The organism is Rhizobium sophoriradicis (assembly GCF_003939025.1).
In the GTDB taxonomy this organism is placed as follows: Bacteria; Pseudomonadota; Alphaproteobacteria; order Rhizobiales; family Rhizobiaceae; genus Rhizobium; species Rhizobium sophoriradicis.
Genome location: NZ_RQIH01000003.1, coordinates 35,869 through 59,784, shown reverse-complemented (window position 1 = coordinate 59,784; position 23,916 = coordinate 35,869). Strand labels below are relative to the sequence as shown.

Annotated in this window: 25 protein-coding genes and 1 riboswitch; of the genes, 18 read left to right on the top strand and 7 right to left on the bottom strand. The window is 61.8% G+C overall.

Annotation, left to right across the window (positions count from 1 at the left end):
* Positions 1 to 121 precede the first annotated feature (121 nt).
* Positions 122 to 1,240 (top strand): anhydro-N-acetylmuramic acid kinase, encoded by a 1,119-nt coding sequence (locus EFR00_RS04915; RefSeq protein ID WP_077989208.1) that lies wholly within the window; start codon positions 122 to 124, stop codon positions 1,238 to 1,240.
* A complete protein-coding gene (locus EFR00_RS04910) occupies positions 1,237 to 1,773 on the top strand; it encodes a GNAT family N-acetyltransferase (RefSeq protein WP_009996481.1) in 537 nt (178 codons plus the stop codon). The genes EFR00_RS04915 and EFR00_RS04910 overlap by 4 nt, the downstream gene beginning before the upstream one ends.
* Before the next feature lie 87 nt (positions 1,774 to 1,860).
* Here the strand turns inward: EFR00_RS04910 and EFR00_RS04905 are convergent, their stop codons facing one another.
* Entirely contained in the window at positions 1,861 to 2,538 is a 678-nt protein-coding gene (locus EFR00_RS04905; protein ID WP_009996479.1) for an alpha/beta hydrolase, read from the bottom strand.
* A gap of 217 nt (positions 2,539 to 2,755) precedes the next feature.
* Between EFR00_RS04905 and EFR00_RS04900 the strand changes: the two genes are divergently transcribed.
* The 8 genes from EFR00_RS04900 (at position 2,756) to sufA (ending at position 10,102) form a co-directional block, all read left to right on the top strand.
* The gene (locus EFR00_RS04900) at positions 2,756 to 3,922 is read left to right on the top strand and encodes a cysteine desulfurase family protein (protein ID WP_077989207.1); all 1,167 of its coding nucleotides are present in this window, start codon (positions 2,756 to 2,758) and stop codon (positions 3,920 to 3,922) included.
* 193 nt (positions 3,923 to 4,115) lie between these two features.
* On the top strand, positions 4,116 to 5,585 hold the full coding sequence (sufB, locus tag EFR00_RS04895) for a Fe-S cluster assembly protein SufB (protein ID WP_064685460.1): 1,470 nt from the start codon (positions 4,116 to 4,118) through the stop codon (positions 5,583 to 5,585).
* A gap of 3 nt (positions 5,586 to 5,588) precedes the next feature.
* Positions 5,589 to 5,834: a hypothetical protein gene (locus EFR00_RS04890; RefSeq protein ID WP_077989206.1), complete on the top strand. Its 246-nt coding sequence runs from the start codon at positions 5,589 to 5,591 to the stop codon at positions 5,832 to 5,834.
* 80 nt (positions 5,835 to 5,914) lie between these two features.
* Entirely contained in the window at positions 5,915 to 6,670 is a 756-nt protein-coding gene (sufC, locus tag EFR00_RS04885) for a Fe-S cluster assembly ATPase SufC (RefSeq protein WP_038689168.1), read from the top strand.
* Between the two features lie 24 nt (positions 6,671 to 6,694).
* Positions 6,695 to 7,969, top strand: coding sequence for a Fe-S cluster assembly protein SufD (gene sufD, locus EFR00_RS04880; protein WP_077989205.1), 1,275 nt, complete (start codon positions 6,695 to 6,697; stop codon positions 7,967 to 7,969).
* A 12-nt stretch (positions 7,970 to 7,981) separates the two neighbouring features.
* A complete protein-coding gene (locus tag EFR00_RS04875; RefSeq protein WP_077989204.1) occupies positions 7,982 to 9,223 on the top strand; it encodes a cysteine desulfurase in 1,242 nt (413 codons plus the stop codon).
* Positions 9,224 to 9,235: 12 nt separating this feature from the next.
* Complete coding sequence (locus EFR00_RS04870; RefSeq protein WP_004675587.1) at positions 9,236 to 9,616, top strand: SUF system Fe-S cluster assembly protein; 381 nt, start codon at positions 9,236 to 9,238, stop codon at positions 9,614 to 9,616.
* A 93-nt stretch (positions 9,617 to 9,709) separates the two neighbouring features.
* Entirely contained in the window at positions 9,710 to 10,102 is a 393-nt protein-coding gene (sufA, locus tag EFR00_RS04865; RefSeq protein ID WP_009996894.1) for a Fe-S cluster assembly scaffold SufA, read from the top strand.
* Positions 10,103 to 10,150: 48 nt separating this feature from the next.
* Here sufA and EFR00_RS04860 read toward each other — a convergent pair whose 3' ends face one another.
* The 5 genes from EFR00_RS04860 to gcvT all read right to left on the bottom strand — a co-directional run bounded on the left by EFR00_RS04860 (position 10,151) and on the right by gcvT (position 16,378).
* A complete protein-coding gene (locus EFR00_RS04860; RefSeq protein ID WP_038689161.1) occupies positions 10,151 to 10,456 on the bottom strand; it encodes a flagellar basal body rod protein FlgC in 306 nt (101 codons plus the stop codon).
* Positions 10,457 to 10,596: 140 nt separating this feature from the next.
* Positions 10,597 to 11,637 (bottom strand): glycoside hydrolase family 25 protein, encoded by a 1,041-nt coding sequence (locus EFR00_RS04855; RefSeq protein WP_077989203.1) that lies wholly within the window; start codon positions 11,635 to 11,637, stop codon positions 10,597 to 10,599.
* 354 nt (positions 11,638 to 11,991) lie between these two features.
* On the bottom strand, positions 11,992 to 14,856 hold the full coding sequence (gene gcvP, locus EFR00_RS04850) for an aminomethyl-transferring glycine dehydrogenase (protein WP_077989202.1): 2,865 nt from the start codon (positions 14,854 to 14,856) through the stop codon (positions 11,992 to 11,994).
* Positions 14,856 to 15,218 carry a glycine cleavage system protein GcvH gene (gene gcvH, locus EFR00_RS04845; protein ID WP_009994242.1) on the bottom strand — a complete coding sequence of 121 codons (363 nt, stop codon included), beginning with the start codon at positions 15,216 to 15,218 and terminating at the stop codon, positions 14,856 to 14,858. The genes gcvP and gcvH overlap by 1 nt, the downstream gene beginning before the upstream one ends.
* Positions 15,219 to 15,241: 23 nt before the next feature.
* Positions 15,242 to 16,378, bottom strand: coding sequence for a glycine cleavage system aminomethyltransferase GcvT (gene gcvT, locus EFR00_RS04840; RefSeq protein WP_077989201.1), 1,137 nt, complete (start codon positions 16,376 to 16,378; stop codon positions 15,242 to 15,244).
* Between the two features lie 156 nt (positions 16,379 to 16,534).
* Positions 16,535 to 16,627: riboswitch (glycine riboswitch) on the bottom strand.
* Positions 16,628 to 16,785: 158 nt separating this feature from the next.
* Here gcvT and EFR00_RS04835 point away from each other — a divergent pair.
* Entirely contained in the window at positions 16,786 to 17,166 is a 381-nt protein-coding gene (locus EFR00_RS04835) for a hypothetical protein (RefSeq protein WP_077989200.1), read from the top strand.
* A 72-nt stretch (positions 17,167 to 17,238) separates the two neighbouring features.
* A complete protein-coding gene (locus EFR00_RS04830) occupies positions 17,239 to 18,228 on the top strand; it encodes a copper chaperone PCu(A)C domain-containing protein (protein WP_077989199.1) in 990 nt (329 codons plus the stop codon).
* Between the two features lie 62 nt (positions 18,229 to 18,290).
* On the opposite strand, the gene EFR00_RS04825 is transcribed toward EFR00_RS04830, so the two are convergent.
* Positions 18,291 to 18,557 (bottom strand): hypothetical protein, encoded by a 267-nt coding sequence (locus EFR00_RS04825; protein WP_077989197.1) that lies wholly within the window; start codon positions 18,555 to 18,557, stop codon positions 18,291 to 18,293.
* A gap of 118 nt (positions 18,558 to 18,675) precedes the next feature.
* Here EFR00_RS04825 and crcB point away from each other — a divergent pair, with 118 nt between their 5' ends.
* From crcB to EFR00_RS04795, 6 genes are all read left to right on the top strand, one after another.
* Positions 18,676 to 19,053 carry a fluoride efflux transporter CrcB gene (crcB, locus tag EFR00_RS04820; protein ID WP_077989196.1) on the top strand — a complete coding sequence of 126 codons (378 nt, stop codon included), beginning with the start codon at positions 18,676 to 18,678 and terminating at the stop codon, positions 19,051 to 19,053.
* An 88-nt stretch (positions 19,054 to 19,141) separates the two neighbouring features.
* Entirely contained in the window at positions 19,142 to 20,134 is a 993-nt protein-coding gene (locus tag EFR00_RS04815) for an RluA family pseudouridine synthase (protein WP_038689146.1), read from the top strand.
* Entirely contained in the window at positions 20,131 to 20,784 is a 654-nt protein-coding gene (locus tag EFR00_RS04810) for an HAD-IA family hydrolase (protein ID WP_077989195.1), read from the top strand. The genes EFR00_RS04815 and EFR00_RS04810 overlap by 4 nt, the downstream gene beginning before the upstream one ends.
* A 9-nt stretch (positions 20,785 to 20,793) precedes the next feature.
* Positions 20,794 to 21,579 (top strand): ATP12 family chaperone protein, encoded by a 786-nt coding sequence (locus tag EFR00_RS04805; protein WP_077989194.1) that lies wholly within the window; start codon positions 20,794 to 20,796, stop codon positions 21,577 to 21,579.
* A 67-nt stretch (positions 21,580 to 21,646) separates the two neighbouring features.
* Positions 21,647 to 22,114, top strand: a complete 468-nt coding sequence (locus tag EFR00_RS04800) for a calponin homology domain-containing protein (RefSeq protein ID WP_077989193.1) — start codon at positions 21,647 to 21,649, stop codon at positions 22,112 to 22,114.
* A 138-nt stretch (positions 22,115 to 22,252) separates the two neighbouring features.
* Entirely contained in the window at positions 22,253 to 23,785 is a 1,533-nt protein-coding gene (locus EFR00_RS04795) for an acyl-CoA carboxylase subunit beta (protein WP_077989192.1), read from the top strand.
* Positions 23,786 to 23,916: the final 131 nt, after the last annotated feature.

Sequence of the window (23,916 nt, the reverse complement as noted above, 5' to 3'; positions counted from 1 at the left end):
CTTGGTGTCTGCGTTCGGTCCCGTGTGGCCTTGCGCAACTTCGTTGTTGTTGATCTGTCGCGGCGCGTTTAGCACTGTTTTTACAAAAGTGCATCCGTGAATCGCATGGGAGGCAAGCCTCATGGACGTGATCAGAACCGCGATCGGCCTGATGAGCGGCACGTCGATGGATGGAATCGACGTCGCGCTGGTCAAGACAGACGGCCGCGGCTTCATCGAGCGCGGGCCATTCCTGGGCGTGCCGTATGAGGCCGAATTTCGCGAGCGGCTCAAGCGGGCGCTGGACCTGGCGCGTCCGCTAACCGATAGGCGCGAGCGACCCGCGGAACTTCGTGACATCGAGCTTGAGTTGACCAAGCGGCATGCAATTGCCGTTACGGCATTCCTTGAGCGTTTCGGGCTGTCAGCCGATGCCGTCGATGTTCTCGGCTTTCATGGCCAGACCGTGCTTCACCGGCCCGACGAAGGACTGACGATTCAGATCGGCGACGGCGGCGACCTCGCCCGGCGAACCGGCATATCGGTGGTCTACGACATGCGCGCCAACGACATGCGCCATGGTGGGCAGGGCGCGCCGCTGGTGCCGGCCTATCACGCCGCACTCGCGGGAAAATTCCAGCAGGCGGGGGAAGCGGTGTGCTTCGTCAACATCGGCGGCATCTCCAATCTGACCTCGATCGGCCCTGACGGCCGCATATCGGCCTTCGACAGCGGCCCGGGCAATACGCTGATCGACCAATGGGTGGAGATGCAGACCGGCAAAACCTATGATTCCGGCGGCGAGATCGGCGGACGCGGCAAGGTGGTCGCCGCCCTGGCGCAGCGATATCTGGAGAGCCCGTTCTTCCGCGGCAATGTCCGCCGGTCGCTTGACCGCGGCGATTTCGCGCCGCTTCATCAGGGCGACGCGAGCCTCGAAGACGGCGCCCGCACACTCGCTCATGTCGCTGCCGCCTCGATCGTCAAATCCGCCGGTTTCCTGCCTGAGAAGCCGTCGATCTATATCGTCTGCGGCGGCGGGCGGCTTAACGCCACCTTGATGGCTGAGTTTTCAGTCATGGCCGAAGCGCTTGGATCGAAGGTTTTGACCGCGGAGGAGGCGGGTTTTGACGGCGACGCGATGGAGGCCGAGGCCTGGGCCTATCTCGCCGTCCGCTCGCTGGATGGATTGCCGTTGACCTTTCCCGGCACCACCGGGGTCGAGATCCCGGTCAGCGGCGGCTTGCTGGCAAGGCCATGAATGAGGATAGGGTGATCCTCCGAACGCCGCGGCTCACCTTCGTCATGTGGGACCAAGCCGATGCGCCGTTGGTACAGCGGCTGCATTCGACGATGGCGACGACGCGATATCTGCCCGGGAACGCGCCATGGAGCCTCGAGAAGGCGGAACAGCGGGTGCGGGGCTGGTTTGAGGAACAGGCGCGCGATGGCACGACCAAATACAAGCTTCTCGGGGAGGACGGCCGGTTCATTGGCCGCGCCGGCATTTCGCGGTTCAGGAGTGAGCAGTTCGAACTCGGTTATTCCCTGAGCGAGGAAGTGTGGGGCAAGGGCCTGGCAACGGAAGCGGCAAGCGCGCTGGCCGACTGGTTTTTCGATAGGAGATTTGCGCTTGGCTTCATCGCCTTCACCCATCCCGAAAATATCGCCTCGCAGCGCGTTCTCAGGAAGATCGGCATGCGCGAACGTACGCCGATCCTGATCGATGGAGGCCTCGATGCCGCTTTCGAGATGACCGCCGATATGCGGCCGGGAAGGCCCAGCGCCTCGTGATGATGGACAGGGTAAGTGATCTGTTCAGGCACAAGGGAGCCGGTGCGGCCGGACGTGCCGCATCGAGCGGACGCCGGCTCTATGAGGTCAGCGGATCCGCTTTGCGGCCGGCTCCGGCACCAGTTCGCCGTTGAGGCGGCGGTCGAGATAGTCCTCACATTCGCTCATCAGCGTCTCGACCTGACCATTGAAGAAGTGGTTGGCGTTGGGGACGGTGCGATGGGTGATGAGAATACCCTTCTGGGTCTTCAGCTTCTCCACGAGGCCGTTGACGTCCTTTTCCGGCGCCACCTTGTCGGCCTCGCCGTTGATGATCAGGCCGGAGGAGGGGCAGGGCGCCAGGAACGAGAAGTCGTAGGTATTGGGCTGCGGGGCGATTGACATGAAGCCTTCGATCTCCGGCCGGCGCATCAGGAGCTGCATGCCGATCCAGGAACCGAAGGAATAACCGGCGACCCAACAGGTCTTCGAATCGGGATGCAGGCTCTGCACCCAGTCGAGCGCCGAGGCGGCATCCGACAGTTCGCCGGCGCCGTGGTCGAATTCGCCCTGGCTGCGGCCGATGCCCCGGAAATTGAAGCGCAACGTCGTGAACCCGCGCTTCTGGAACATGTAGAAGAGCTGGTAGACGATCTGATTGTTCATCGTGCCGCCGAACTGCGGATGCGGATGCAGGATCAGGGCGATGGGCGCGCTTTTTTCCTTGGAGGGCTGGTAGCGGCCTTCAAGACGGCCGGCTGGGCCGTTGAAAATTACTTCGGGCATTGGTACTCCGGGTTTTATTTCGCGTTCGCGCTGCGTTGGACGACAACATGACTTGACTAACGTTGTCAGCTTTTCTAAAACGCAGTTTAGAACAATTCGAAACTTGCATGGCGATCCACGGCTTCGTGGAACGTGTCATAAGGCAAGCCCGGCGGAAATTTCAAGAAAAATGAGCCGCGGGTGCTGAAGCAAGCTCGTCAAGCGCAGGACTGAAGACATGGCGCCGCCACGCCTTTATCTCGATTGGAATGCCACAGCGCCGCTGCATCCGGCAGCGCGCGAGGCGATCATGCGCGCCATCGACGTGTTTGGTAATCCGAACAGCGTGCATGGAGAGGGCCGCGCCGCGCGCGCCGCCATCGAAGGCGCACGACGCAAGGTGGCGGCACTGGCCGGCACCGATGCCGGGAATGTGGTTTTCACCAGCGGCGCGACCGAGGCCGCCAATCTGGTGTTGACCCCGGATTTTCGCATGGGCCGGACGCCGCTTCGGCTCGGCCACCTTTACTTTTCGGCAGTCGAACATCCGGCCGTGCGCGAAGGCGGACGTTTCGCCAAGGAAAAGATGACGGAGATCCCCGTGACGGAGGCCGGGACCGTCGATCTCGACGCGCTCGCTACCCTGCTCGATGCCCATGACAAGGCCGCTGGCCTGCCGATGGTCGCCATCATGCTTGTCAACAACGAGACCGGTATCGTCCAGCCGGTCGAGGCGGCGGCAAAGATCGTTCACGCCCATGGCGGGCTCTTTGTGGTCGATGCCGTGCAAGCGGCCGGCCGCATCGCGCTCGATATCGACAGGCTCGGCGCCGATTTCATCATCGTCTCCTCACACAAGATCGGCGGGCCGAAGGGCGCCGGTGCGCTGATCGCGCGCGGCGAGGCGCTGATGCCGCGGCCACTGATCCAGGGCGGCGGACAGGAGCGAGGTCACCGGTCGGGGACGCAGAATTCGCTGGCGCTGATCGGTTTCGGTGCGGCGGCCGAGGTGGCAGCGAATGAGCGGGAGACGCGCAACGTCGCCATCGGCGCACTGCGCCAGCGGCTGGAAGCCGGTATGCGCCAGGAGGCGGCCGACGTGATCATCCACGGCGAGGGCGGCGAGCGAGTCGCCAATACGATCTTCTTCACCCTGCCGGGATTGAAGGCCGAGACCGGGCAGATCGCCTTCGATCTCGAGGGCGTGGCGCTTTCGGCGGGCTCGGCCTGCTCGTCCGGCCGGCTCGGCGAAAGCCACGTGCTGACGGCGATGGGACGCGACGCCAAGCTCGGTGCGCTGCGGATTTCGCTTGGCTTCTCGACGACGGAAGAGGACATCGACAGGGCTATTGCCGCTTTTGCCAAGATCGCCTGCCGGCGCAGACCGGCGGGGGAGGCGGCCTGACCGCATCATAAACTTGCGGAAATGCAAATTTCCGCTTGCCAACCGGGCTGAAAAGTCCCTTTTGGCCTCTTACATCAGGGCAAGGATTTGCCCGACTAACAGGGCAAGGATTTGCCCGACCATCAGGGCAAGGAAATTGCCCATATACGCTACAAGCTGCCGGACCTTGTATCCGGCGAGATTGGAGAACGAAATGGCTGCCGTGCAGGAAACGATCGACCAGGTGCGCCTGATCGATGTGGACCAGTACAAATACGGTTTCGAGACTGTCATCGAGATGGATAAGGCGCCCAAGGGCCTGTCCGAGGATATCATCCGCTTCATTTCGGCCAAGAAGCAGGAGCCGGAATGGATGCTGGAATGGCGTCTGGAGGCCTATCGGCGCTGGCTGACGCTGGAAGAGCCGACCTGGGCGCGCGTCAATTATCCGAAGATCGATTTCAACGACATCCATTACTACGCCGCGCCGAAGAGCGCGCCGGGTCCGAAGTCGCTCGACGAGGTCGATCCGGAACTGTTGAAGGTCTATGAGAAGCTCGGCATCCCGCTCCGTGAGCAGGAGATCCTTGCCGGCGTCGAAAAGCCGAAGATTGCCGTCGATGCGGTTTTCGACAGCGTCTCGGTCGTCACCACCTTCAAGGCGGAGCTGAAGAAGGCCGGCGTGATCTTCATGTCGATTTCGGAAGCGATCCGCGAACATCCCGATCTCGTCAGGAAATATCTCGGCTCGGTCGTGCCGACCTCGGACAATTATTACGCGACGCTGAATTCGGCGGTGTTTACCGACGGTTCCTTCGTCTTCGTGCCGAAGGGCGTTCGCTGCCCGATGGAGCTCTCCACCTATTTTCGCATCAACGAGAAGGGTACCGGCCAGTTCGAGCGCACGCTGATCATCGCCGAGGAAGGCGCCTACGTCTCCTACCTTGAAGGCTGCACCGCCCCGCAGCGCGATGAAAACCAGCTGCATGCCGCCGTGGTCGAACTCGTGGCTCTCGACGATGCCGAGATCAAATATTCCACCGTCCAGAACTGGTATCCTGGCGATAAGGAAGGCAAGGGCGGCATCTACAATTTCGTCACCAAGCGTGGCGATTGCCGCGGCGACCGCTCGAAAATCTCCTGGACGCAGGTCGAAACCGGCTCGGCGATCACCTGGAAGTACCCGTCCTGCATCCTGCGGGGCGACGACAGCCGCGGCGAGTTCTATTCGATTGCCGTGTCCAATGGCCATCAGCAGATCGACAGCGGCACCAAGATGATCCATCTCGGCAAGAACACGTCGAGCCGCATCGTCTCCAAGGGTATTGCCGCTGGCGTTTCCAACAACACCTACCGCGGCCAGGTCTCGGCTCATCGCAAGGCGTCGAACGCACGCAACTTCACCCAGTGCGATTCGCTGCTGATCGGCGACAAGTGCGGCGCCCATACCGTGCCCTACATCGAGGCGAAGAATTCGACGGCGCAGTTCGAGCACGAAGCGACGACCTCGAAGATCTCCGAGGACCAACTGTTCTACTGCCTGCAGCGCGGTATCCCGACCGAGGCGGCGATCGCCCTGATCGTCAACGGCTTCGTCAAGGAAGTTCTGCAGGAACTGCCGATGGAATTTGCCGTCGAGGCGCAGAAGCTGATCAGCATTTCGCTGGAAGGTTCGGTGGGCTGACACATGAGCGAAGCGGACAAGAAGCGCATTCTTGAACGCCTGACAAATATGCGCGGGGACATATTGGCGAAAATTCGCCCCCGCGAGGCAAGAAACGAGACCGAGACGCCGCCGGAGCGGCCTTATGTGTTCCTCCGGCAGCGCATGGAAAAACCGGGGAAGATCATGCAAGGGATCCCGGAATTTCTCGAATGGGTTTGGCTCGTAACGGTCGCGGTTTTCCGCGTCGTCCGTTTTTTCGGGCGATAGCGCCGAGCGCAACATATCGACGCCATTAGAAATTACACGAAGCTCTCAGTGAGCTACGCAGAAAAACGCAGGAACCAAAGATGCTTGAAATCAGAAACCTTCATGCCCGCATCGCCGAAGACGGCACCGAGATTATCCGTGGTCTGAATCTGACTGTGAAGGCCGGGGAAGTGGCCGCTATCATGGGGCCGAACGGCTCCGGCAAGTCGACGCTCTCCTATGTGCTGTCCGGCCGCGAAGATTATGAAGTGACCGAAGGCGACATCCTCTATAATGGCGAGAGCATCCTCGAGCTCGATCCTGCCGAGCGCGCCGCCAAGGGCATTTTCCTCGCCTTCCAGTATCCGGTCGAAATCCCGGGTGTCGCCACCATGCAATTCCTCAAGGTCGCGATGAACGAGCAGCGCAAGGCGCGCGGCGAGGACGAGCTGACGACGCCGGACTTCATGCGCCGCGTCAAGGATGCCGCCGGCAAGCTGCAGATCAACACCGAGATGCTGAAGCGTCCGCTGAACGTCGGCTTCTCCGGCGGCGAGAAGAAGCGCGCCGAGATCCTGCAGATGGCGCTGCTGGAACCGAAGCTCTGCGTGCTCGACGAAACCGATTCCGGCCTCGATATCGACGCGCTGAAGATCGTCGCCGACGGTGTCAACGCGTTGCGTTCGCCCGATCGCGCCGTCGTCGTCATCACTCACTATCAGCGCCTGCTCGACTATATCGTGCCGGATACCGTCCACGTGCTCTACAAGGGCCAGGTGATCAAGTCGGGCGACAAAACGCTGGCGCATGAGCTCGAAGCCAACGGATATGCCGATATCATCGGCACGGCGGCCTGAGTTCGGGTGGAAAGGACAACCTCCATGAACATGCAGACGACGAGCCGCCTGACCGCGGCCGAAACGGCGCTGATCGAGGCCTTCAATCAGCAGATCGGCGACCTGCCGGGCAACGGCGCGGTGACGGCGCTGCGCGACCGGCTTCTCGATGACCTGAAGAAGGCCGGCCTGCCGACGCGCCGCATCGAAGCCTGGCATTACACTGATTTCAAAAGCCTGCTGCGCGCCTTGCCGCCGCAGGCAGGCGATGCCGGCTCCGACCCGCTCGAGCCGCTCGTCGCGGGATCCAGGGTGCTGGCGGTGATCCAAGGCCATGCCAATCAGAAGGTGGCCGCAGAGGCTCTTGGCGTGTCCGCCTATAGCGAAAGTCTGCGCGACGGTTCGGCCGCGGTCCGGCTCGATGCGCTCGGCAGCGACGATGCGGTCGGCCGCATCAATGGCAGCTTCGTACGTGACGGCTATGTGGTCGATGTGCCTGCTGATACCGAGCTTGAAAATCCGCTCGAGATCCAGTTCATCCATGCTGGCGGGCAGACGCATACGCGCCTTCCGGTTTCTTTCGGCGCCGGCGTCAAGGCAACCGTTATCGAGCGTCACCGTGCGGTGACGGGCGATGCTGCCTTCGTGTCCCATATCAGTGACATCACCATCGGCAAAGGCACGGAGCTGACCTGGATCATCCTGCAGCAGCAGGGGGCCGACGATACGCATCTCGGCCAGATCCGCGTCGATCTCGGCGCTGACGCCAAGCTTCGCCTGTTCGTCATCAATGCCGGTGGCAAATTGGTGCGTCAGGAACTGCACATCAAGGTGACGGGCGAGGGCGCCGACCTTACCCTGCGCGGCATCAACCTGCTTGGAGCCGACAGCCATACCGACGTGACGATGGTGCTCGGTCACGACGTGCCGCATACCGGCTCGACCGAGGTGATCCGCAATGTCGTCTTCGACCGCGCCAAGGGCGTCTTCCAGGGCATGATCCGGGTGGCGCCCGATGCACAGAAGACCGACGCCAAAATGGCCTGCAACACGCTGCTGATGTCCGACGATGCCGAGTTCTCGGTCAAGCCCGAGCTCGAGATCTTCGCCGACGACGTCCAATGCGGCCACGGCGCGACGGTGACCGATATCGACGCCAATCATCTCTATTACATGATGGCGCGCGGCATTCCGGAGAAGAAGGCGCGGGCAATGCTCGTCAACGCCTTCGTCGCCGAGATCGTCGAGGAATTGGAAGACGAAGCCCTGGTCGAGGTGCTGGAAGGCGTGATTTCGGCCTGGCTCGAAAAGCACGCCTGATCGGATATAACAATGGACAAGATCGTGCCGGCCACGCAATACGACGTCGAAGCCATCCGCCGGGATTTTCCGATCCTGGCGGAGAAGGTGCACGGCAAGCCGCTGGTCTATCTCGACAATGGCGCCTCGGCCCAGAAGCCGCAGTCGGTGATCGACGCGATCTCGCATGCCTACGCCCATGAATACGCCAACGTGCATCGCGGTCTTCACTATCTCTCCAATGCCGCGACCGATGCCTATGAGGCGGCGCGCGAAAAGGTCCGCCGTTTCCTCAACGCCCCGTCGGTCAACGACATCGTCCTCACCAAGAATTCGACGGAAGCGATCAACACCGTCGCCTATGGCTGGGGCATGCCCAAGCTCGGCGAAGGTGACGAGATCGTCCTGACGATCATGGAGCACCACTCCAACATCGTGCCCTGGCATTTCATTCGCGAGCGGCAGGGCGCCAAACTGGTCTGGGTGCCGGTGGACGACGAGGGCGCCTTCCATATCGAGGATTTCGAAAAGAGCCTGACGGAGCGCACCAAGCTCGTCGCCATCACCCATATGTCGAATGCGCTCGGCACGATCGTCCCCGTCAAGGAAGTCTGCCGCATCGCCCATGAACGCGGCATTCCGGTCTTGATCGACGGCAGCCAGGGCGCCGTGCACCTGCCCGTTGACGTTCAGGATATCGATTGCGACTGGTACGTCATGACCGGCCACAAGCTCTACGGCCCGTCGGGCATCGGCGTTCTCTACGGCAAGAAGGAACGGCTTGCCCAGATGCGTCCTTTCCAGGGCGGCGGCGAGATGATCTTCGAGGTCGCCGAGGATGCGGTCACCTACAACGATCCGCCGCATCGCTTCGAGGCCGGCACGCCGCCGATCGTCCAGGCGATCGGGCTCGGTTATGCGCTCGACTATATGGAGAAGGTCGGCCGCGAGGCGATTGCCCGGCATGAAGCCGATCTTGCCTCTTATGCTGTGGAACGGCTGAAATCGGTCAATTCACTGCGCATGTTCGGAACGGCGCCCGACAAGGGCAGTATCTTTTCCTTCGAGCTTGCCGGCATCCACGCCCACGACGTCTCGATGGTGATCGACCGACAGGGCATTGCGGTGCGCGCCGGCACGCATTGCGCCATGCCGCTCTTGAAACGCTTCGGCGTCACCTCCACATGCCGTGCATCCTTCGGCATGTACAATACCCGCGCCGAGGTCGATGCCCTGGCCGATGCGCTTGAATATGCGCGCAAGTTCTTTGCTTGAGGAGTGTCCGTGATGAGCCTGGACGAAAGCGAACAGAAGATCGACGTGCGCGAAGGCATCGTGCATTCCAGCATTCCGGCCGATGAACTGGCACGGCTGAGCGACGACGTCATCGGCGCGCTGAAGACCGTCTATGATCCGGAAATTCCCGCCGACATCTTCGAACTCGGTCTGATCTACAAGATCGACATCGAGGACGACAGGATGGTGAAGATCATGATGACGCTGACCGCCCCGGGCTGCCCGGTGGCCGGCGAGATGCCGGGCTGGGTGGAAAACGCCGTCGGTGCCGTTGAAGGCGTGTCCGGCGTCGAGGTCGAAATGACCTTCGATCCGCCGTGGACGCCGGACCGCATGTCGGAAGAGGCGCAGGTCGCCGTCGGCTGGTACTGACATCCCGCGGTATTGATCCGTTTACCTCGGACGACTACATTTGAATCACGAAGCACCGGATCTTGACCCCGGTTGTGGAAGGAGATGAAGCCGATGGGCTTTGCAGTGATGAGCATGACGGACGGGGCTGCGGCCCGCGTCAAGGCGATCGTGGAAAATTCCGGCCCGGAGGCCAAAGGCGTTCGCGTCGGCATCAAGAAGGGCGGCTGCGCCGGGATGGAATATACCATCGACCTCGTGACCGAACCCAACGCCAAGGACGACCTGATCGAGCGCGACGGCGCCAGGGTCTGGGTCGAACCATCGGCCGTGCTCTATCTGCTCGGTACAGAGATGGGTTTCGAGCAGACGACGCTGCGCTCCGGCTTCACCTTCACCAACCCGAACCAGACATCGGCCTGCGGCTGCGGCGAATCCGTCGAGCTGAAACCCGCCGATTTAGCGTCCCTTGCCGCACAGCGCCAGAGCGAGCCGGCGCATTCCTGAAGAATCGCGACGGCGTAGAATAGCGCGACCTATCTTAGGACGGAGCGCTCAATCGCGCGTAATGCTCATTAGCATTTCCCACAGATCCGCGCCGGTCTCGAAGACCACGGCGTTCGCCTTGTAGGCCAGTTCGGCTTCGAGCAGGTCGGTCAGTTCGGTGGCGGGATCGACGTCCGACGCCGTCGGGCTGACGACGGCTTTGACACCACCTGATGTAACGGCAGTGAGGCTGGTGTTCAGCCTGGCGTAGTCAGGTGTGCTGCTATTTGCGATGTTGTTGGCGATCGCGCCGATCCGCGTCGTCTGCGCCCGCATTCCCGAAAGAGCAGTGTTCGTAATGCCCGATATGCTCATCAGCCGTTTCCCCAGAACTGGATGATCGTCTTTTACCCGCAAGGATTTAGGGAATGCTGAAGGCGTTGCATTAGCAAAGACCTACAGGACGTGGGCCCTGCCGTTCCGCCTGTTCCGGATTGGCACGGGAATCAGCTTCGCTAGCGCGACGCCACCCAGTCGTGCCAATCGCTTTCGTTGCCGTTGAAGACGTTGAGGTCGATCTTGCCGTCGACGCCGTCGGAAAGACCCGAACCGGAATATTGCCAGAAGACCCATTTGCGGCCCGGATAGACCTTGGAGGGATGGGCGGCGACCGAGCGCAGCCAGAAGGGATAGTCGAGCATCTGGCCCTTCAGATTGTCGCGGTAGAAATCCGGCGCCGTGTAGATGATCGGGCGCTGGCCGTAATGACGCTCCAGCTTGTCCATGAAGACCTGCATCTTTTCCCGGACGCGGGCGGGCGAAATGCGCCGCTTGCAGCTCGATTCGCCATTCCATTCGACGTCGATGACGGGCGGAAGCGCGTTTGCTTCCTTTGGCACATTGCGGATGAACCAGTCGGCCTGTTCGCCGGCTGTCCGGCACCAGTAGAAGAAGTGATAGGCGCCGTGTTTCAGACCGGCTTCCTTGGCGCGTCGCCAGTTCTTCTTGAACATTGGGTCGAGGTGATCGCCACCGTCCGTCGCCTTGATGTAGACGAAGTTCGCGCCTTGCTTTCGCAGCGTCTCCCAGTCGATCTCGCCCTGCCAGCGCGATACGTCGACGCCGTGCACGGCCAGATTTCTCGGCGAGGTTCTGCCGAAGTTGATCGGCTTGGCGTCGCGGAAGCGGTGGCCGTAGATCCGCCCGCGCGACGGCGATTTCGTGCTGATGCCGGGATCGATTGCCGGGTTGTCGGGCATGAGCATCGCGACAGGTCTCTCCGTCGGCATCGGCATGCCGACCGGCCTTTCTGCGGGCACCAGCGCTTGCGGCTGCGGAACCGGCCCTGTCCAGCTCAGCGCCTGCAGCTGCGGGCTTGTCTGCGGGGCAGCATCACCCACAGCAGCAGCCGGGATCGGGCCGCTCGGCTTCGTGATCGCATTGGTGGTTTCCGTCGAAGCCACTGGGGTGAGCACATCTTCGGCGCCGGAACTGGCGGCGCATCCCGAGAGGATCAGGGTGGCGAGGAGAATTGCTGGCACAGCCGATGGACGCATAAGAACCCGCACGCAAAACAGAGATCAGCGGCAACATCCATGATGAGTGGCAACCGCCCATTTCGAATTGCTAACAGAGACTTGCTAAGAAAGGTTAAATTTGAACCCACTGTTCTGGGATGGCAACCCTTCCAATCGGCGAGATCGGCCCCTCATCGCCTGCCGGCACCGCCGGGGTCGAGCCACTGGACTCGACCCGTCCTTCGGACCCCCGCGCGCGGGGCGAAGGGGATGTGCCGCGGCCTCTCCGTCCCCATCTACCTTACGCAGGGCACGTCCCCTCTCCCCGTAAAACGGGGAGAGGGTTAGGGTGAGGGGAGATACTATGTGCGCACCGGACAGCGGGCGCCGCCGTTACTCCGCCGCCTCGGCATAACTTTCGACCGGCGGGCAGGTGCAGATGAGGTTGCGGTCGCCGTAGACGTTGTCCACACGGTTGACCGGAGACCAGTATTTGTCGACGCGGAAGGCGCCTGGCGGGAAGCAGGCCTGTTCCCGGCTATAGGGCCGATCCCATTCGCCGACGAGGTCTTCCACCGTGTGCGGCGCGTTCTTCAGCGGGTTGTTGGCCTTGTCCATGCGGCCTTCTTCGATGGCGCGGGCTTCCTCGCGGATCGCCAGCATTGCCTCGCAGAAACGGTCGAGTTCGGCCTTGGTCTCGCTTTCAGTCGGTTCGATCATCAGTGTGCCGGCGACCGGCCAGCTCATGGTCGGCGCATGGAAGCCGCAGTCGATCAGGCGCTTGGCGACGTCGTCGACGGTGACGCCTGAACTGTCGACCAGCGGCCGGGTGTCGATGATGCATTCATGCGCGACGCGGCCGGTCTTCGACTTGTAGAGCACGTCATAGGCGCCCTTCAACCGGGCGGCGATGTAGTTGGCGTTGAGGATCGCCACCTTGGTCGCCTGCGTCAGGCCTTCGCCACCCATCATCAGGCAGTAGCTCCAGGAGATCGGCAGGATCGAAGCCGAGCCGAAGGCGGCGGCTGACACCGCGCCCGGACGGCCGTCGGTCTCGGGATGGCCGGGCAGGTGCGGCGCCAGATGCGCCTTGACGCCGATCGGGCCCATGCCGGGGCCGCCGCCGCCATGCGGGATGCAGAAGGTCTTGTGCAGGTTGAGATGGGACACGTCGGAGCCGATGTCACCGGGACGGGACAAGCCGACCATGGCGTTCATGTTGGCACCGTCGAGATAGACCTGGCCACCGTGCTGGTGCACCAGTTCGCAGATTTCCTTGACCGTTTCTTCGAAAACGCCGTGGGTCGAGGGATAGGTGATCATGCAGCAGGAAAGGTTTGCCGCATGCTCCTCAGCCTTGGCGCGGAAATCGTCGAGATCGATGTCGCCGTTCTCGCGCACCTTGACGACGACAACCTTCATGCCGACCATCTGGGCCGAGGCCGGGTTGGTGCCGTGCGCCGAGGTCGGGATCAGGCAGACGTCGCGATGGCCCTCGCCATTGGCGATATGAAAGTTGCGGATCGTCAGCAGGCCGGCATATTCGCCTTGCGCACCGGAATTCGGCTGCATCGAGAAGGCGTCGTAGCCGGTGACGGCGCAGAGCTTTTCCGTGAGGTCGTCGATCATCTCGCGGTAGCCGAGCGCCTGGTCTGATGGCACGAAGGGATGGATGTCGGAAAATTCCGGCCAGGTGATCGGCAGCATTTCCGCCGTCGCATTGAGCTTCATCGTGCAGGAGCCGAGCGGGATCATCGAGCGGTCGAGGGCGAGATCCCGGTCGGAGAGCCGGCGGATGTAACGCGTCATCTCGCTTTCGGCCCGGTTCATGTGGAAGATCGGATGGGTGAGGTAGTCGCTGGTCCGAAGCAGGCCCTTCGGCAGGCGGTAAGAGGGCTCGAAATCGGCAATGGTGAAATTGCCGCCGAAGGCGCGCCAGACGGCTTCGAGGGTCGCCGGCCGGGTGCGCTCGTCGAGGCTCATGCCGATCTGGGTTTCGCCGACTTTGCGCAAATTGACGCCTTCGGCGACGGCGGCGCGCAGGATGAGGCCCTGCATATGGCCGACATCGACGGTGATCGTGTCGAAGAAGTTTTCGGGGTCAACCTTATAGCCGAGCTGTTCCACGCCCTTGGCCATCAGCACGGCCTTCTGGTGCACCTGCTGGGCGATCGCCTTGATGCCATCAGGCCCATGAAAGACCGCATACATCGAGGCCATGACGGCGAGCAGCACCTGGGCAGTGCAGATGTTCGAGGTTGCCTTCTCGCGGCGGATATGCTGCTCGCGGGTCTGCAGCGACAGGCGGTAGGCGCGATTGCCGCGGGCATCAACCGAAACGCCGACGAGGCGGCCAGGCATGGAGCGCTTGATCGCGTCCTTGACCGCCATAAAGGCTGCATGCGGGCCGCCATAGCCGACCGGGACGCCGAAGCGCTGCGAGGATCCGACCGCGATGTCGGCGCCCATTTCGCCCGGCGATTTCAACAGCGTCAGCGCCAGGATATCGGCCGCGACGACGGCGATGCCGCCCGCCTGATGCAGGCGTGCGATCAGGCCGGTGAAGTCATGCACGTGACCGTGCGTGCCGGGATACTGGAAGATCGCTCCGAAGACCTCCACGGGATCGAGATCAGTGAAGGGATTGCCGACGATGACGCTCCAGCCGAGCGGTTCGGCGCGGGTGCGGATCAAGGCGATTGTCTGCGGGTGGCAGTCGGCATCAACGAAGAAAGCCTTGGCCTTCGACTTGGAGACGCGCTCGGCCATCGCCATGCCTTCGGCAGCGGCAGTCGCCTCATCGAGCAGCGAGGCGTTGGCGACATCGAGGCCGGTCAAGTCCGAGATCATCGTCTGGTAATTCAAGAGGGCTTCCAACCGGCCCTGGCTGATCTCAGGCTGATAGGGCGTGTAAGCCGTGTACCAGGCGGGATTCTCCAAGATGTTGCGCTGGATGACCGGCGGCGTGATCGTGCCGTAGTAGCCCTGGCCGATCAGCGAGACCAGCACCTTGTTCTTGTTGGCGGTCTCGCGCAGCTTGTCGAGCGCCTCGCGCTCGGTCATCGGCGCGCCCCAGACGAGCGGCGCCTTCTGGCGGATCGAGGGCGGCAACGTCGCGTCGATCAGCCCGTCGAGGCTGTTGTAACCGATCACCTTCAGCATGTCGGTCATCTCGGCCGGCGAGGGGCCGATATGGCGGCGATTGGCGAAATCGTAGGGCTGATAATCGGTGAACTGGAATTCGGTCGGCGTCGTCATTACGCGGTGAGCTCCTTATAGGCGGCCTCGTCGAGCAGGCCGTCGGCATCCGCGGCATTGGCAAGCTTCAGCTTGAAGAACCAACCGGCACCCTGAGGATCGGAATTGACCAGCGACGGATCGGCAACGATGGCCGGATTGACCTCGGTGATCTCGCCGTCAAGCGGACAATAGACGTCGGAAGCGGCCTTGACCGATTCAACGGTCGCGGCATTACCGTTCTTGGAGAAGGTCGCGCCGACTTCCGGCAGTTCGACAAAAACCAGGTCGCCGAGCTGATCGACGGCATAATTGGTGATGCCGACGGTCGCAATACCGCCTTCGATCTTCAGCCATTCGTGTTCTTCGGTAAATTTCAGCATTGTTCGTCCTCTCTGGAATGGGTTTATCGTTTGTAGGTCGGTGTGACGAAGGGCAGGGCGCTGACGGTGATCGGCAGATATTTGCCGCGCACCTCGGCGTAGATGAGCGTGCCGGCCGCAGCATGGGAGACCGGCACGTAACCCATGGCGACGGGGCCTTCGACGCTGGGGCCGAAGCCGCCCGAAGTGACTTCACCGATTTCGACTTTGCCCTCGGCATCGGCGTAGAGTCTAGCGTGGCCGCGCACCGGCGCCTTGCCTTCCGGTTTCAGGCCGACACGGCGGCGGGCGGCGCCGTTTTCGAGCTCGGAAAGGATGCGGCCGGAGCCCGGGAACCCGCCGGCGCGTGCGCCATTGCCTCGCCTGGCCTTCTGCATCGCCCATTCCAGAGCGGCCTCGACCGGCGAGGTGGTGGTGTCGATATCGTTGCCATAGAGGCAGAGACCGGCTTCCAGGCGCAGCGAATCACGGGCGCCGAGGCCGATCGCCTGAACATCGGGATGTTCGAGCAACCGCATGGTGACATCCACGGCCTTGTCCGTAGGGATGGAGATCTCGAAGCCGTCCTCGCCGCTATAGCCCGAGCGCGAGACGAGACAGGAAACGTCGTGCAGGCGGCAATGGCGCACATCCATGAACTTCATCGCCGCGACATCGGCCCAGAGTTCGGCGAGAACCTCGACGGCGCGCGGCCCCTGCAGCGCGATCAAAGCGCGGTTCAGAAGCGTGATGTCGCACTGGTCGCCGATATGGGCCTGCAGATGGGCGAGGTCGGTCTCCTTGCAAGAAGCGTTGACGACGACGAAGAGGTGGTCGTCGACATGGGTGATCATCAGATCGTCGAGAATGCCGCCGGTGTCGTCGGTGAAGAAGCCGTAGCGCTGGCGACCCTCGGCAAGGCCGAGGATGTCGACCGGCACCAGGCTTTCGAGCGCCAGCGCCGCATCTTCATAACTGCCCGACTTCGCCTTCACGATTACCTGACCCATATGGGAGACGTCGAAGAGGCCGGCCTCAGTACGGGTATGAAGATGTTCCTTCATCACGCCGGCGGGATATTGCACCGGCATGTCGTAACCCGCGAACGGCACCATCCGGGCGCCGAGCTGGAGATGCAGGGCATGCAGTGGGGTTTTCTTCAGGGCAGCAGTATCGTCCAAACGACGCCTCCGGGGTTTGCGCTTTCTCACGAAGGCGCGGCTCAAATCTGAAGGCGCGGCTGCGCACTTCTCTCCTGAGCCCCCTCTGTCCTTGACGCCTGAGATTGTTATCCCTTCGGCGAGCGTTTCGAGAACGCTTCTCTCCAGAGTTCCGTCTGCCCCTTGCTGGTCCTTTGGCCTGAGAGTTTCCGGGGCGGTTGCTCCTTCGGCACCGGTGGCGAAAGCACCGGATTCTCCCAACAAGGTTGGCGCAATTATCCGGCGGCTGCGGTACTTGGCAAGCGGCAAATGTCGTCGCCGAACAAATTTTTGTCGCGATAGTCAGGTCCGACCCTGAACTGCGGCAAATCTGCTTTTGCAATTCAAGGGGAAACCGGCTATCGCGACATGCTGTTGAAGGGGATCTCATGCGGCAGAACGGACCGAAAGCAACACTCTTTCTGCGCATGCTTTGCGCCTTGAGCTTGCTTTTGCTCGGATTTGCCCACCAGGCGCCGCAGGCTGTCGCTTCCGACGGTTATGACGCTGCCGCCTATATGCTGCCCGACGGCAGCTTTGCCTCGCTCTGCGTCACGGTGAAAGACACCGGCGGCAAGACCGTTGTTATCAAGCCGAATTGCGAGGCCTGCCGGCTATCAGCCTCGGTGATCCTGCCGACGCCGGATGCAGGTTCCTGGCTCGAGCGCAAGCTCGCCTCGCTCATCAATGCCCCGATCGAAACATCAGCTGTTGCCGGCGCCAGCGCCGTCAGTCGGGCGAATTCCCGCGCTCCACCGGTTCTCATCTGACCTGCCTTTGCAACTGATGATGAAGCATGCCGATCCGCCCAACAGCGTCCGCGGCCGGCGAGGAGATATCCGATGAAGACCATCAAAACATTTGCCAAGACTTTCGCGCTTGCGGCGCTTCTTTCCGCAACTGCCTTTGCCGGCGCCGAGGCCCATATGACCTTCCTTAACAAGGAGGCGACACAGGAAACCACCATTCTCGCCACGCTGCAGCTGCCGCATGGTTGCGACGGCAAGGCGACCACTGAAGTGCGGGTCAAACTCCCGGAAGGCTTCGTCTTCGCCAAGCCGCAGCCGAAAGCCGGCTGGGAGCTCGAGGTGATCAAAGGCGACTACCAGAAGACCTACGACAACCACGGCGACAAGGTGAAGACGGGCGCGGTCGAGATCCGCTGGAAGAACGGTAACCTCTCCGACGATTTCTACGACACCTTTGTCATCCAGGGGAAGGTATCGGGCGTTGAGGCTGGTACGTCGCTGGCCTTTCCGGTAATCCAGATGTGCGGCGACGCGGTGGCCGCCTGGGATCAGGTGGCAAAGGACGGCAGCGACCCGCATGGGATGAAAAATCCGGCGCCGCTCTTGAAGATCGTCGCGGGGGACAGCCATGGTCACGACCACGACATGGCCGGCATGGACATGTCGGGTATGGCGGCCGCGGTGCCGGCCGGCGAAACAGTCAAGGCCGGCGACCTCGAAATCTCCGGCGGCTTCGCCAAAGCGATGCTGCCCGGCCAGCCGGTCGGCGGCGGCTTCTTTACGGTGAAGAATAGCGGCCAGACGAACGATCGCCTGGTGTCGGTAACCTCGCCGATATCAGGCGAGGTTCAGATCCATGCGATGGAAACGAAAGACAATGTCATGCGGATGCGGCAGCTGAAGGATGGCATCGCCATCGCTGCGGGTGAAACCGTCAAGCTTGAGCCCGGTAACCTGCATCTGATGTTCCAGAAGGTGAAAACGCCGTTCAAGCAGGGCGATACCGTGCCGGTGACGTTGACCTTCGAGAAGGCCGGCAAGGTCGACCTGGTGCTGCAGGTGTTGTCGGCCCAGGGCAAGTGAGTTAAAGCCGATCAAAATAGAAGAGCCCGCGACGCGGGCTTTTCGTTGGAAAGGCGGGAGCCTCAGAAATCTTCGTAGGATTGCAGCGCCTGCTTCAGGCCGGCCTGCGGCTGGCGGTTGCCCTTCGTCATCAGGTCGAGCGCCACTTCGGTTGATTGAATGATGCTGGATGGATCGTCCACCCCTTCGGTGCTCTCGGCTTTCGATTGCCGGTCCGCGAGACGGCGCGACTCACGCGCGGCGGTGCTGTTCGCAACACGCTGCGGTATTCTCAGCGTTTCAGCGGCAATGGCAGCGGTGTTTGCCGAAATGGAAAGGAGCTGGGTCATGCCGGCACAGTATCGGCAGGATGTTGGCGCCAGCATTAAGAAAACCTCTGGCATTTTACTGAATTATAAGAATTTATTCCGTCACGATTGAAAGCGTTCTAGTCAGGATGTTCCGCCCATGATCCAGGCTCTCCTCGTCGCCGTCGGCGGCGCCATCGGTTCCGTGCTTAGATATTATGCCGGCCGATGGGCGCTGAAGCTCATGGGGCCGGCCTTTCCCTGGGGCACGCTCGCCGTCAATGTTGTCGGCTGCTTCGTCATCGGTGTCTTCGCGGAACTGATCGCCCGAAAATTCAACGCCTCAACCGAACTGCGTCTGCTGCTCATCACCGGCTTCCTCGGCGGCTTCACCACTTTTTCGGCTTTTTCGCTAGACGCCATCTCGCTGTTCGAGGGCGGCGAGGCCGTCGCCGGCGGCATCTATATCGTAGCTAGCGTCGGCCTTTCGATGGCGGCGGTCATCGCCGGGCTCGCCATCATGCGCGCTTTGGTCTGATTCCGGTTTCCGTTTTGCATGAAAATGCTCTAAAGGCTGCGGCAAGAACGCCGGCTCGGCCCGTGCAGTTATTTCCGAAAGATTTTTTATGGCTGGTATAGAACATATCAAGGTTGAACCCGACGAAGCCGGCATGCGCCTCGATCGCTGGTTCAAGGTGCATTTTCCCGGGCTCGGCTTCGGTCCGCTGCAGAAACTGCTGCGCTCCGGCCAGGTGCGCGTCGACGGCGGCCGTGTCAAATCGGATGCGCGCGTGCAGCCCGGCCAGACGGTGCGCGTGCCGCCGCTGGATGTCGATGCGAAGCTGAAATCGGGTCCGATCGCCGGCAAGGATCTCAAGCATTCCAGCGATTTCGAACTCCTGTCGCGGATGGTGCTGCATGAGGACGAAAAGGTGATCGTGCTCAACAAGCCGCCCGGTATTGCGGTGCAAGGCGGCTCCGGTGTGGCCCGGCATATCGACCAGATGCTCGAAGCCTGGACCAGCCCCAAGGGCGAAAAGCCGCGGCTCGTTCACCGCCTCGACCGCGACACGTCAGGTGTTCTTGTCATCGCCCGCACCCGCGGCGCCGCCCAGAAACTGACGGCCGCCTTCCGCGAGCGCGACACCAAGAAGACCTATTGGGCGCTGGTCAAGGGCGTGCCGCGCAAACACGAGGACAAGATCTCGACCTGGCTCGTCAAGGAACCGACAGCCGATGGCGACCGCATGCGCATCGCAAAACACGGCGAAGACGGCGCCGATCATGCGATTTCCTTCTACCGCGTGCTGGAGACGGCGGCGCAGAACCTCGCGTGGCTGGAAATGGAGCCTTATACCGGCCGTACCCACCAGCTGCGCGTCCATGCCCTGCATATCGGCCATCCGATCATCGGCGATCCCAAATATTTCGACGACGATCCGAATTGGGACTTTCCAGGCGGCATCCAGAAGAAGTTGCATCTGCACGCGCGTCACATCGACATCCCGCACCCATCCGGTGGCCGCCTGCGCGTCAGCGCGCCGCTGCCGCCGCATATGGTGCAGACCTGGAACCTGCTCGGTCTCGACCTTGCCGGCGCCGAAAGGGACAGCGAATGAAACTTGCGCTTTTCGATTGCGACGGCACGTTGGTTGACAGTGCCGGGCTGATCCACGAAACCATGCGCCGGACTTTCGATAAATTCGGCAAGCCGGAACCGCGGTTTGAGGACACCAAGGCCATTATCGGCCTGTCGCTCGATATCGCGATTGCCCGCATGCAGGGCAGGCCGCATGTCGAGCAGCAAGATATCGACATGACGGCGCATTATAAATCGCTGTTTACCGTCGTGCGCCAGGATCTCGACTACAGGGAGCCGCTGTTTGCCGGCATTCGCGAGATGATCGACGCGATCAGCGGCCGCGAGAACCTGCTGATCGGGGCGGTGACCGGCAAATCCCGGCGTGGGCTCAACCTCGTGATGGAGACGCACGGTTTCGATCAGCATTTTGTCGTTGCCCGCACCGCCGACGATTGCCCGTCAAAGCCGCATCCGGCCATGGTGACGGAGTGCTGCGACGAAACCGGCATGAATCGGCGTGACGCCATTGTCATTGGCGACGCGGTTTACGATATGCAGATGGCAAAGGCTGCCGGCGCCAAGGCGATCGGCGTTGCCTGGGGCTATGCCAGCGTGGATGAGCTGATCGCCAATGGCGCCGATGCGATCGCCTATCATCCAAACGAGATATTGCGCCATTTTTCCTGAGGTGAGCCCATGCGTGATCTGCTGAACGATCTTTCCGAAGGCCTGAGCCATCCCGATCCCATCCGCCGGGCGCAAATTCAGATGAAGAAACCGCTGCCGAAGCGCTTCTATGCCGAGGTCGCCGTTGCCCAACATGAGGGTGGTTTTGCGATCACGCTCGACGGCAAGATGGTGCGCACGCCGGCGCGGCAAGTTCTCGCCGTGCCGACCGAAGCGCTCGCGCAGCTTGTCGCCGCCGAATGGCAAGCCCAAGGCCAGGAGATCGATCCCGTGACCATGCCGGTGACGCGGCTCGTCAACACCGCGCTCGACGGCGTGGCCACCAATGCGCAGGCGATCTTCGAAGACATCCTGCGCTTTTCCTCGAGCGATCTCCTCTGCTACCGCGCGGACCGCCCCGAACTGCTGGTCGAGCGCCAGAGGGAGCGCTGGGATCCGGTTATCGACTGGGCGGCAAATGATCTGGGCGCCCGCTTCATCCTCATTGAGGGGGTGATGCACCACGAGCAGCCGCGCGAGGCGACCGCAGCCTTTGCCGTCACGCTGGCGCGGCATCAGAGCCCGATGGCGCTCGCCGCTCTCCACACCATCACGACGCTGACCGGTTCGGCGATCCTGGCACTCGCCTTTGCCGAGGGTCGGGTGACGGTGGAAGAGGTGTGGTCGCTTGCCCATCTCGACGAGGACTGGACGATCGAGCATTGGGGGCGTGACGAGGAAGCCGAGGAGCGCCGCGCCAAGCGCTTTGTCGAGTTCAAGGCGGCCGCGGATGTTTTTTTCGCCCTAAGCGCCTGAAACATATTGCCTTCCCGGACATTATGACGAAATCTGCGACTCCAACGGGGCGGTGCGGGATTTTGTGATGAATTGGCTGAGGTCGTGTTTTTGCCGGGCCGTACTCGTCTGTATTGCGCTCACGAACTGCGCCAGCCTTTTGGGTCCGAAGCCTGCGGCGCCGCTCTACGATGTGCGCAGCGCTGTCGTTCTCTCCGGGCCGAACATGCCGGCCGAGCTGCTCTCCGGCATCAACGACCGCGTCAATGCCGCGATCAACGCCACCGTGCGTGATACCGCGCTGCCGCGGGTTGTACTGACGATTCGCGTGATATCAATCCAGAAAGGCCTCGGTTTCCAGAAGGACCGCAACGTCGCCAAGATCAGCGTCGACGCGGCTTCGGTGGAGGATGGGTCGGTGATCGCTGTCAGCGCCTTTGACGTGACCAGCATGGCCGCCGATCCCAAGCTTGCCGACGAAATCATCGCCGAGGATGTGGCAGCCAGGATACGCTCGGTTTACTCGCTCAGCGGTCGTAGTGCTAGAACAGGATGATTTTAGGCCCGGTCGGACGTAAATCTGAATCCTGTTCTAGATTAGTGAGTTAGAGCATGATGTCCTCCGGAAACCGCTCACACTTTTCGGCATCATGCTTTAGGGCATATCGAACACGCAGGCGGTGAGGGAAATCGCATGAAGGAAATTCTCGAAGAACTGGAACGCCGCCGCGGCATCGCTCGCCTTGGCGGCGGCAAGACACGTATCGAGGCTCAGCATAAGCGCGGCAAGCTGACGGCGCGCGAGCGTATCGACCTTTTCCTCGACGAAGGCTCCTTCGAGGAGTTCGACATGTTCGTCGAACATCGCTCCACCGATTTCGGTATGGACAAGAGCCGTATTGCCGGCGACGGCGTCGTGACCGGCTGGGGCACGGTCAATGACCGCACGGTCTTCGTCTTCGCAAAAGACTTCACCGTCTTCGGCGGCTCGCTTTCGGAAGCGCATGCCGAGAAGATCATGAAGGTGCAGGACATGGCGCTGAAGAACCGCGCGCCGATCGTCGGCATCTATGACGCGGGCGGCGCCCGCATTCAGGAAGGTGTCGCCGCGCTCGGCGGTTATGCCGAAGTCTTCCAGCGCAATGTGCTCGCCTCGGGCGTCATCCCGCAGATCTCGGTGATCATGGGCCCCTGCGCCGGCGGCGACGTCTATTCGCCGGCCATGACCGATTTCATTTTCATGGTGCGCGATACCTCCTACATGTTCGTCACCGGCCCCGATGTGGTGAAAACCGTCACCAACGAGACGGTAACCGCTGAGGAACTCGGTGGCGCCGTGGTGCATACCACGCGCTCTTCGATTGCCGACGGCGCCTATGACAATGATGTCGAAACGCTCTTACAGGTGCGCCGGTTGATCGATTTCCTGCCGCTTTCGAACACCGCGCCGCTGCCCGAGATCGAATGTTACCAGTCGGTGACGGAGACCGACGTCTCGCTCGACACGCTGGTGCCGGCGAGCGCCAACAGGCCTTATGACATCAAGGAGCTGATCCGGAAGGTGGCGGACGAGGGGGATTTCTTCGAGATCCAGGCGAGCTTTGCCGGCAACATCGTCTGCGGCTTCGGCCGCATCGAAGGTTCCACCGTCGGTTTCGTCGCCAACCAGCCGATGGTGTTGGCCGGCGTGCTCGACAGCGACGCCTCGCGTAAGGCCGCCCGCTTCGTGCGCTTCTGCGACTGTTTCAACATTCCGATCGTCACCTTCGTCGACGTGCCGGGCTTCCTGCCGGGCACCGCACAGGAATATGGCGGGCTCATCAAGCATGGCGCCAAGCTGCTCTTTGCCTATGCCGAGGCGACGGTGCCGAAGCTCACCGTCATTACCCGCAAGGCTTTCGGCGGCGCTTATGATGTGATGGCGTCGAAGCATCTGCGTGGCGACTTGAACTATGCCTGGCCGACGGCGCAGATCGCCGTGATGGGCGCCAAGGGCGCGGTCGAGATCATCTTCCGCAAGGATATCGCCGATCCGGAAAAGATCGCCGCCCATACGAAAATGTACGAGGACCGGTTCCTGTCCCCCTTCGTCGCCGCCGAACGCGGTTATGTCGATGAGGTGATCATGCCGCATTCGACCCGGCGGCGGCTGGCGCGCGGGCTGAAGATGCTGCGCAACAAGGATCTCGCCAATCCCTGGAAGAAACACGACAACATTCCGCTCTGAGATTTTTCACCGAATAAAGGCGCACGGCCGGGTGTTTACCCGCTGTCGAAAAAGTGAACGGCCGTCAGCGATCCGTGTGTTCAATCCTTGCGGGGGACAAGCTAACGCTCGGCTGCATTGTTTCAAATGGA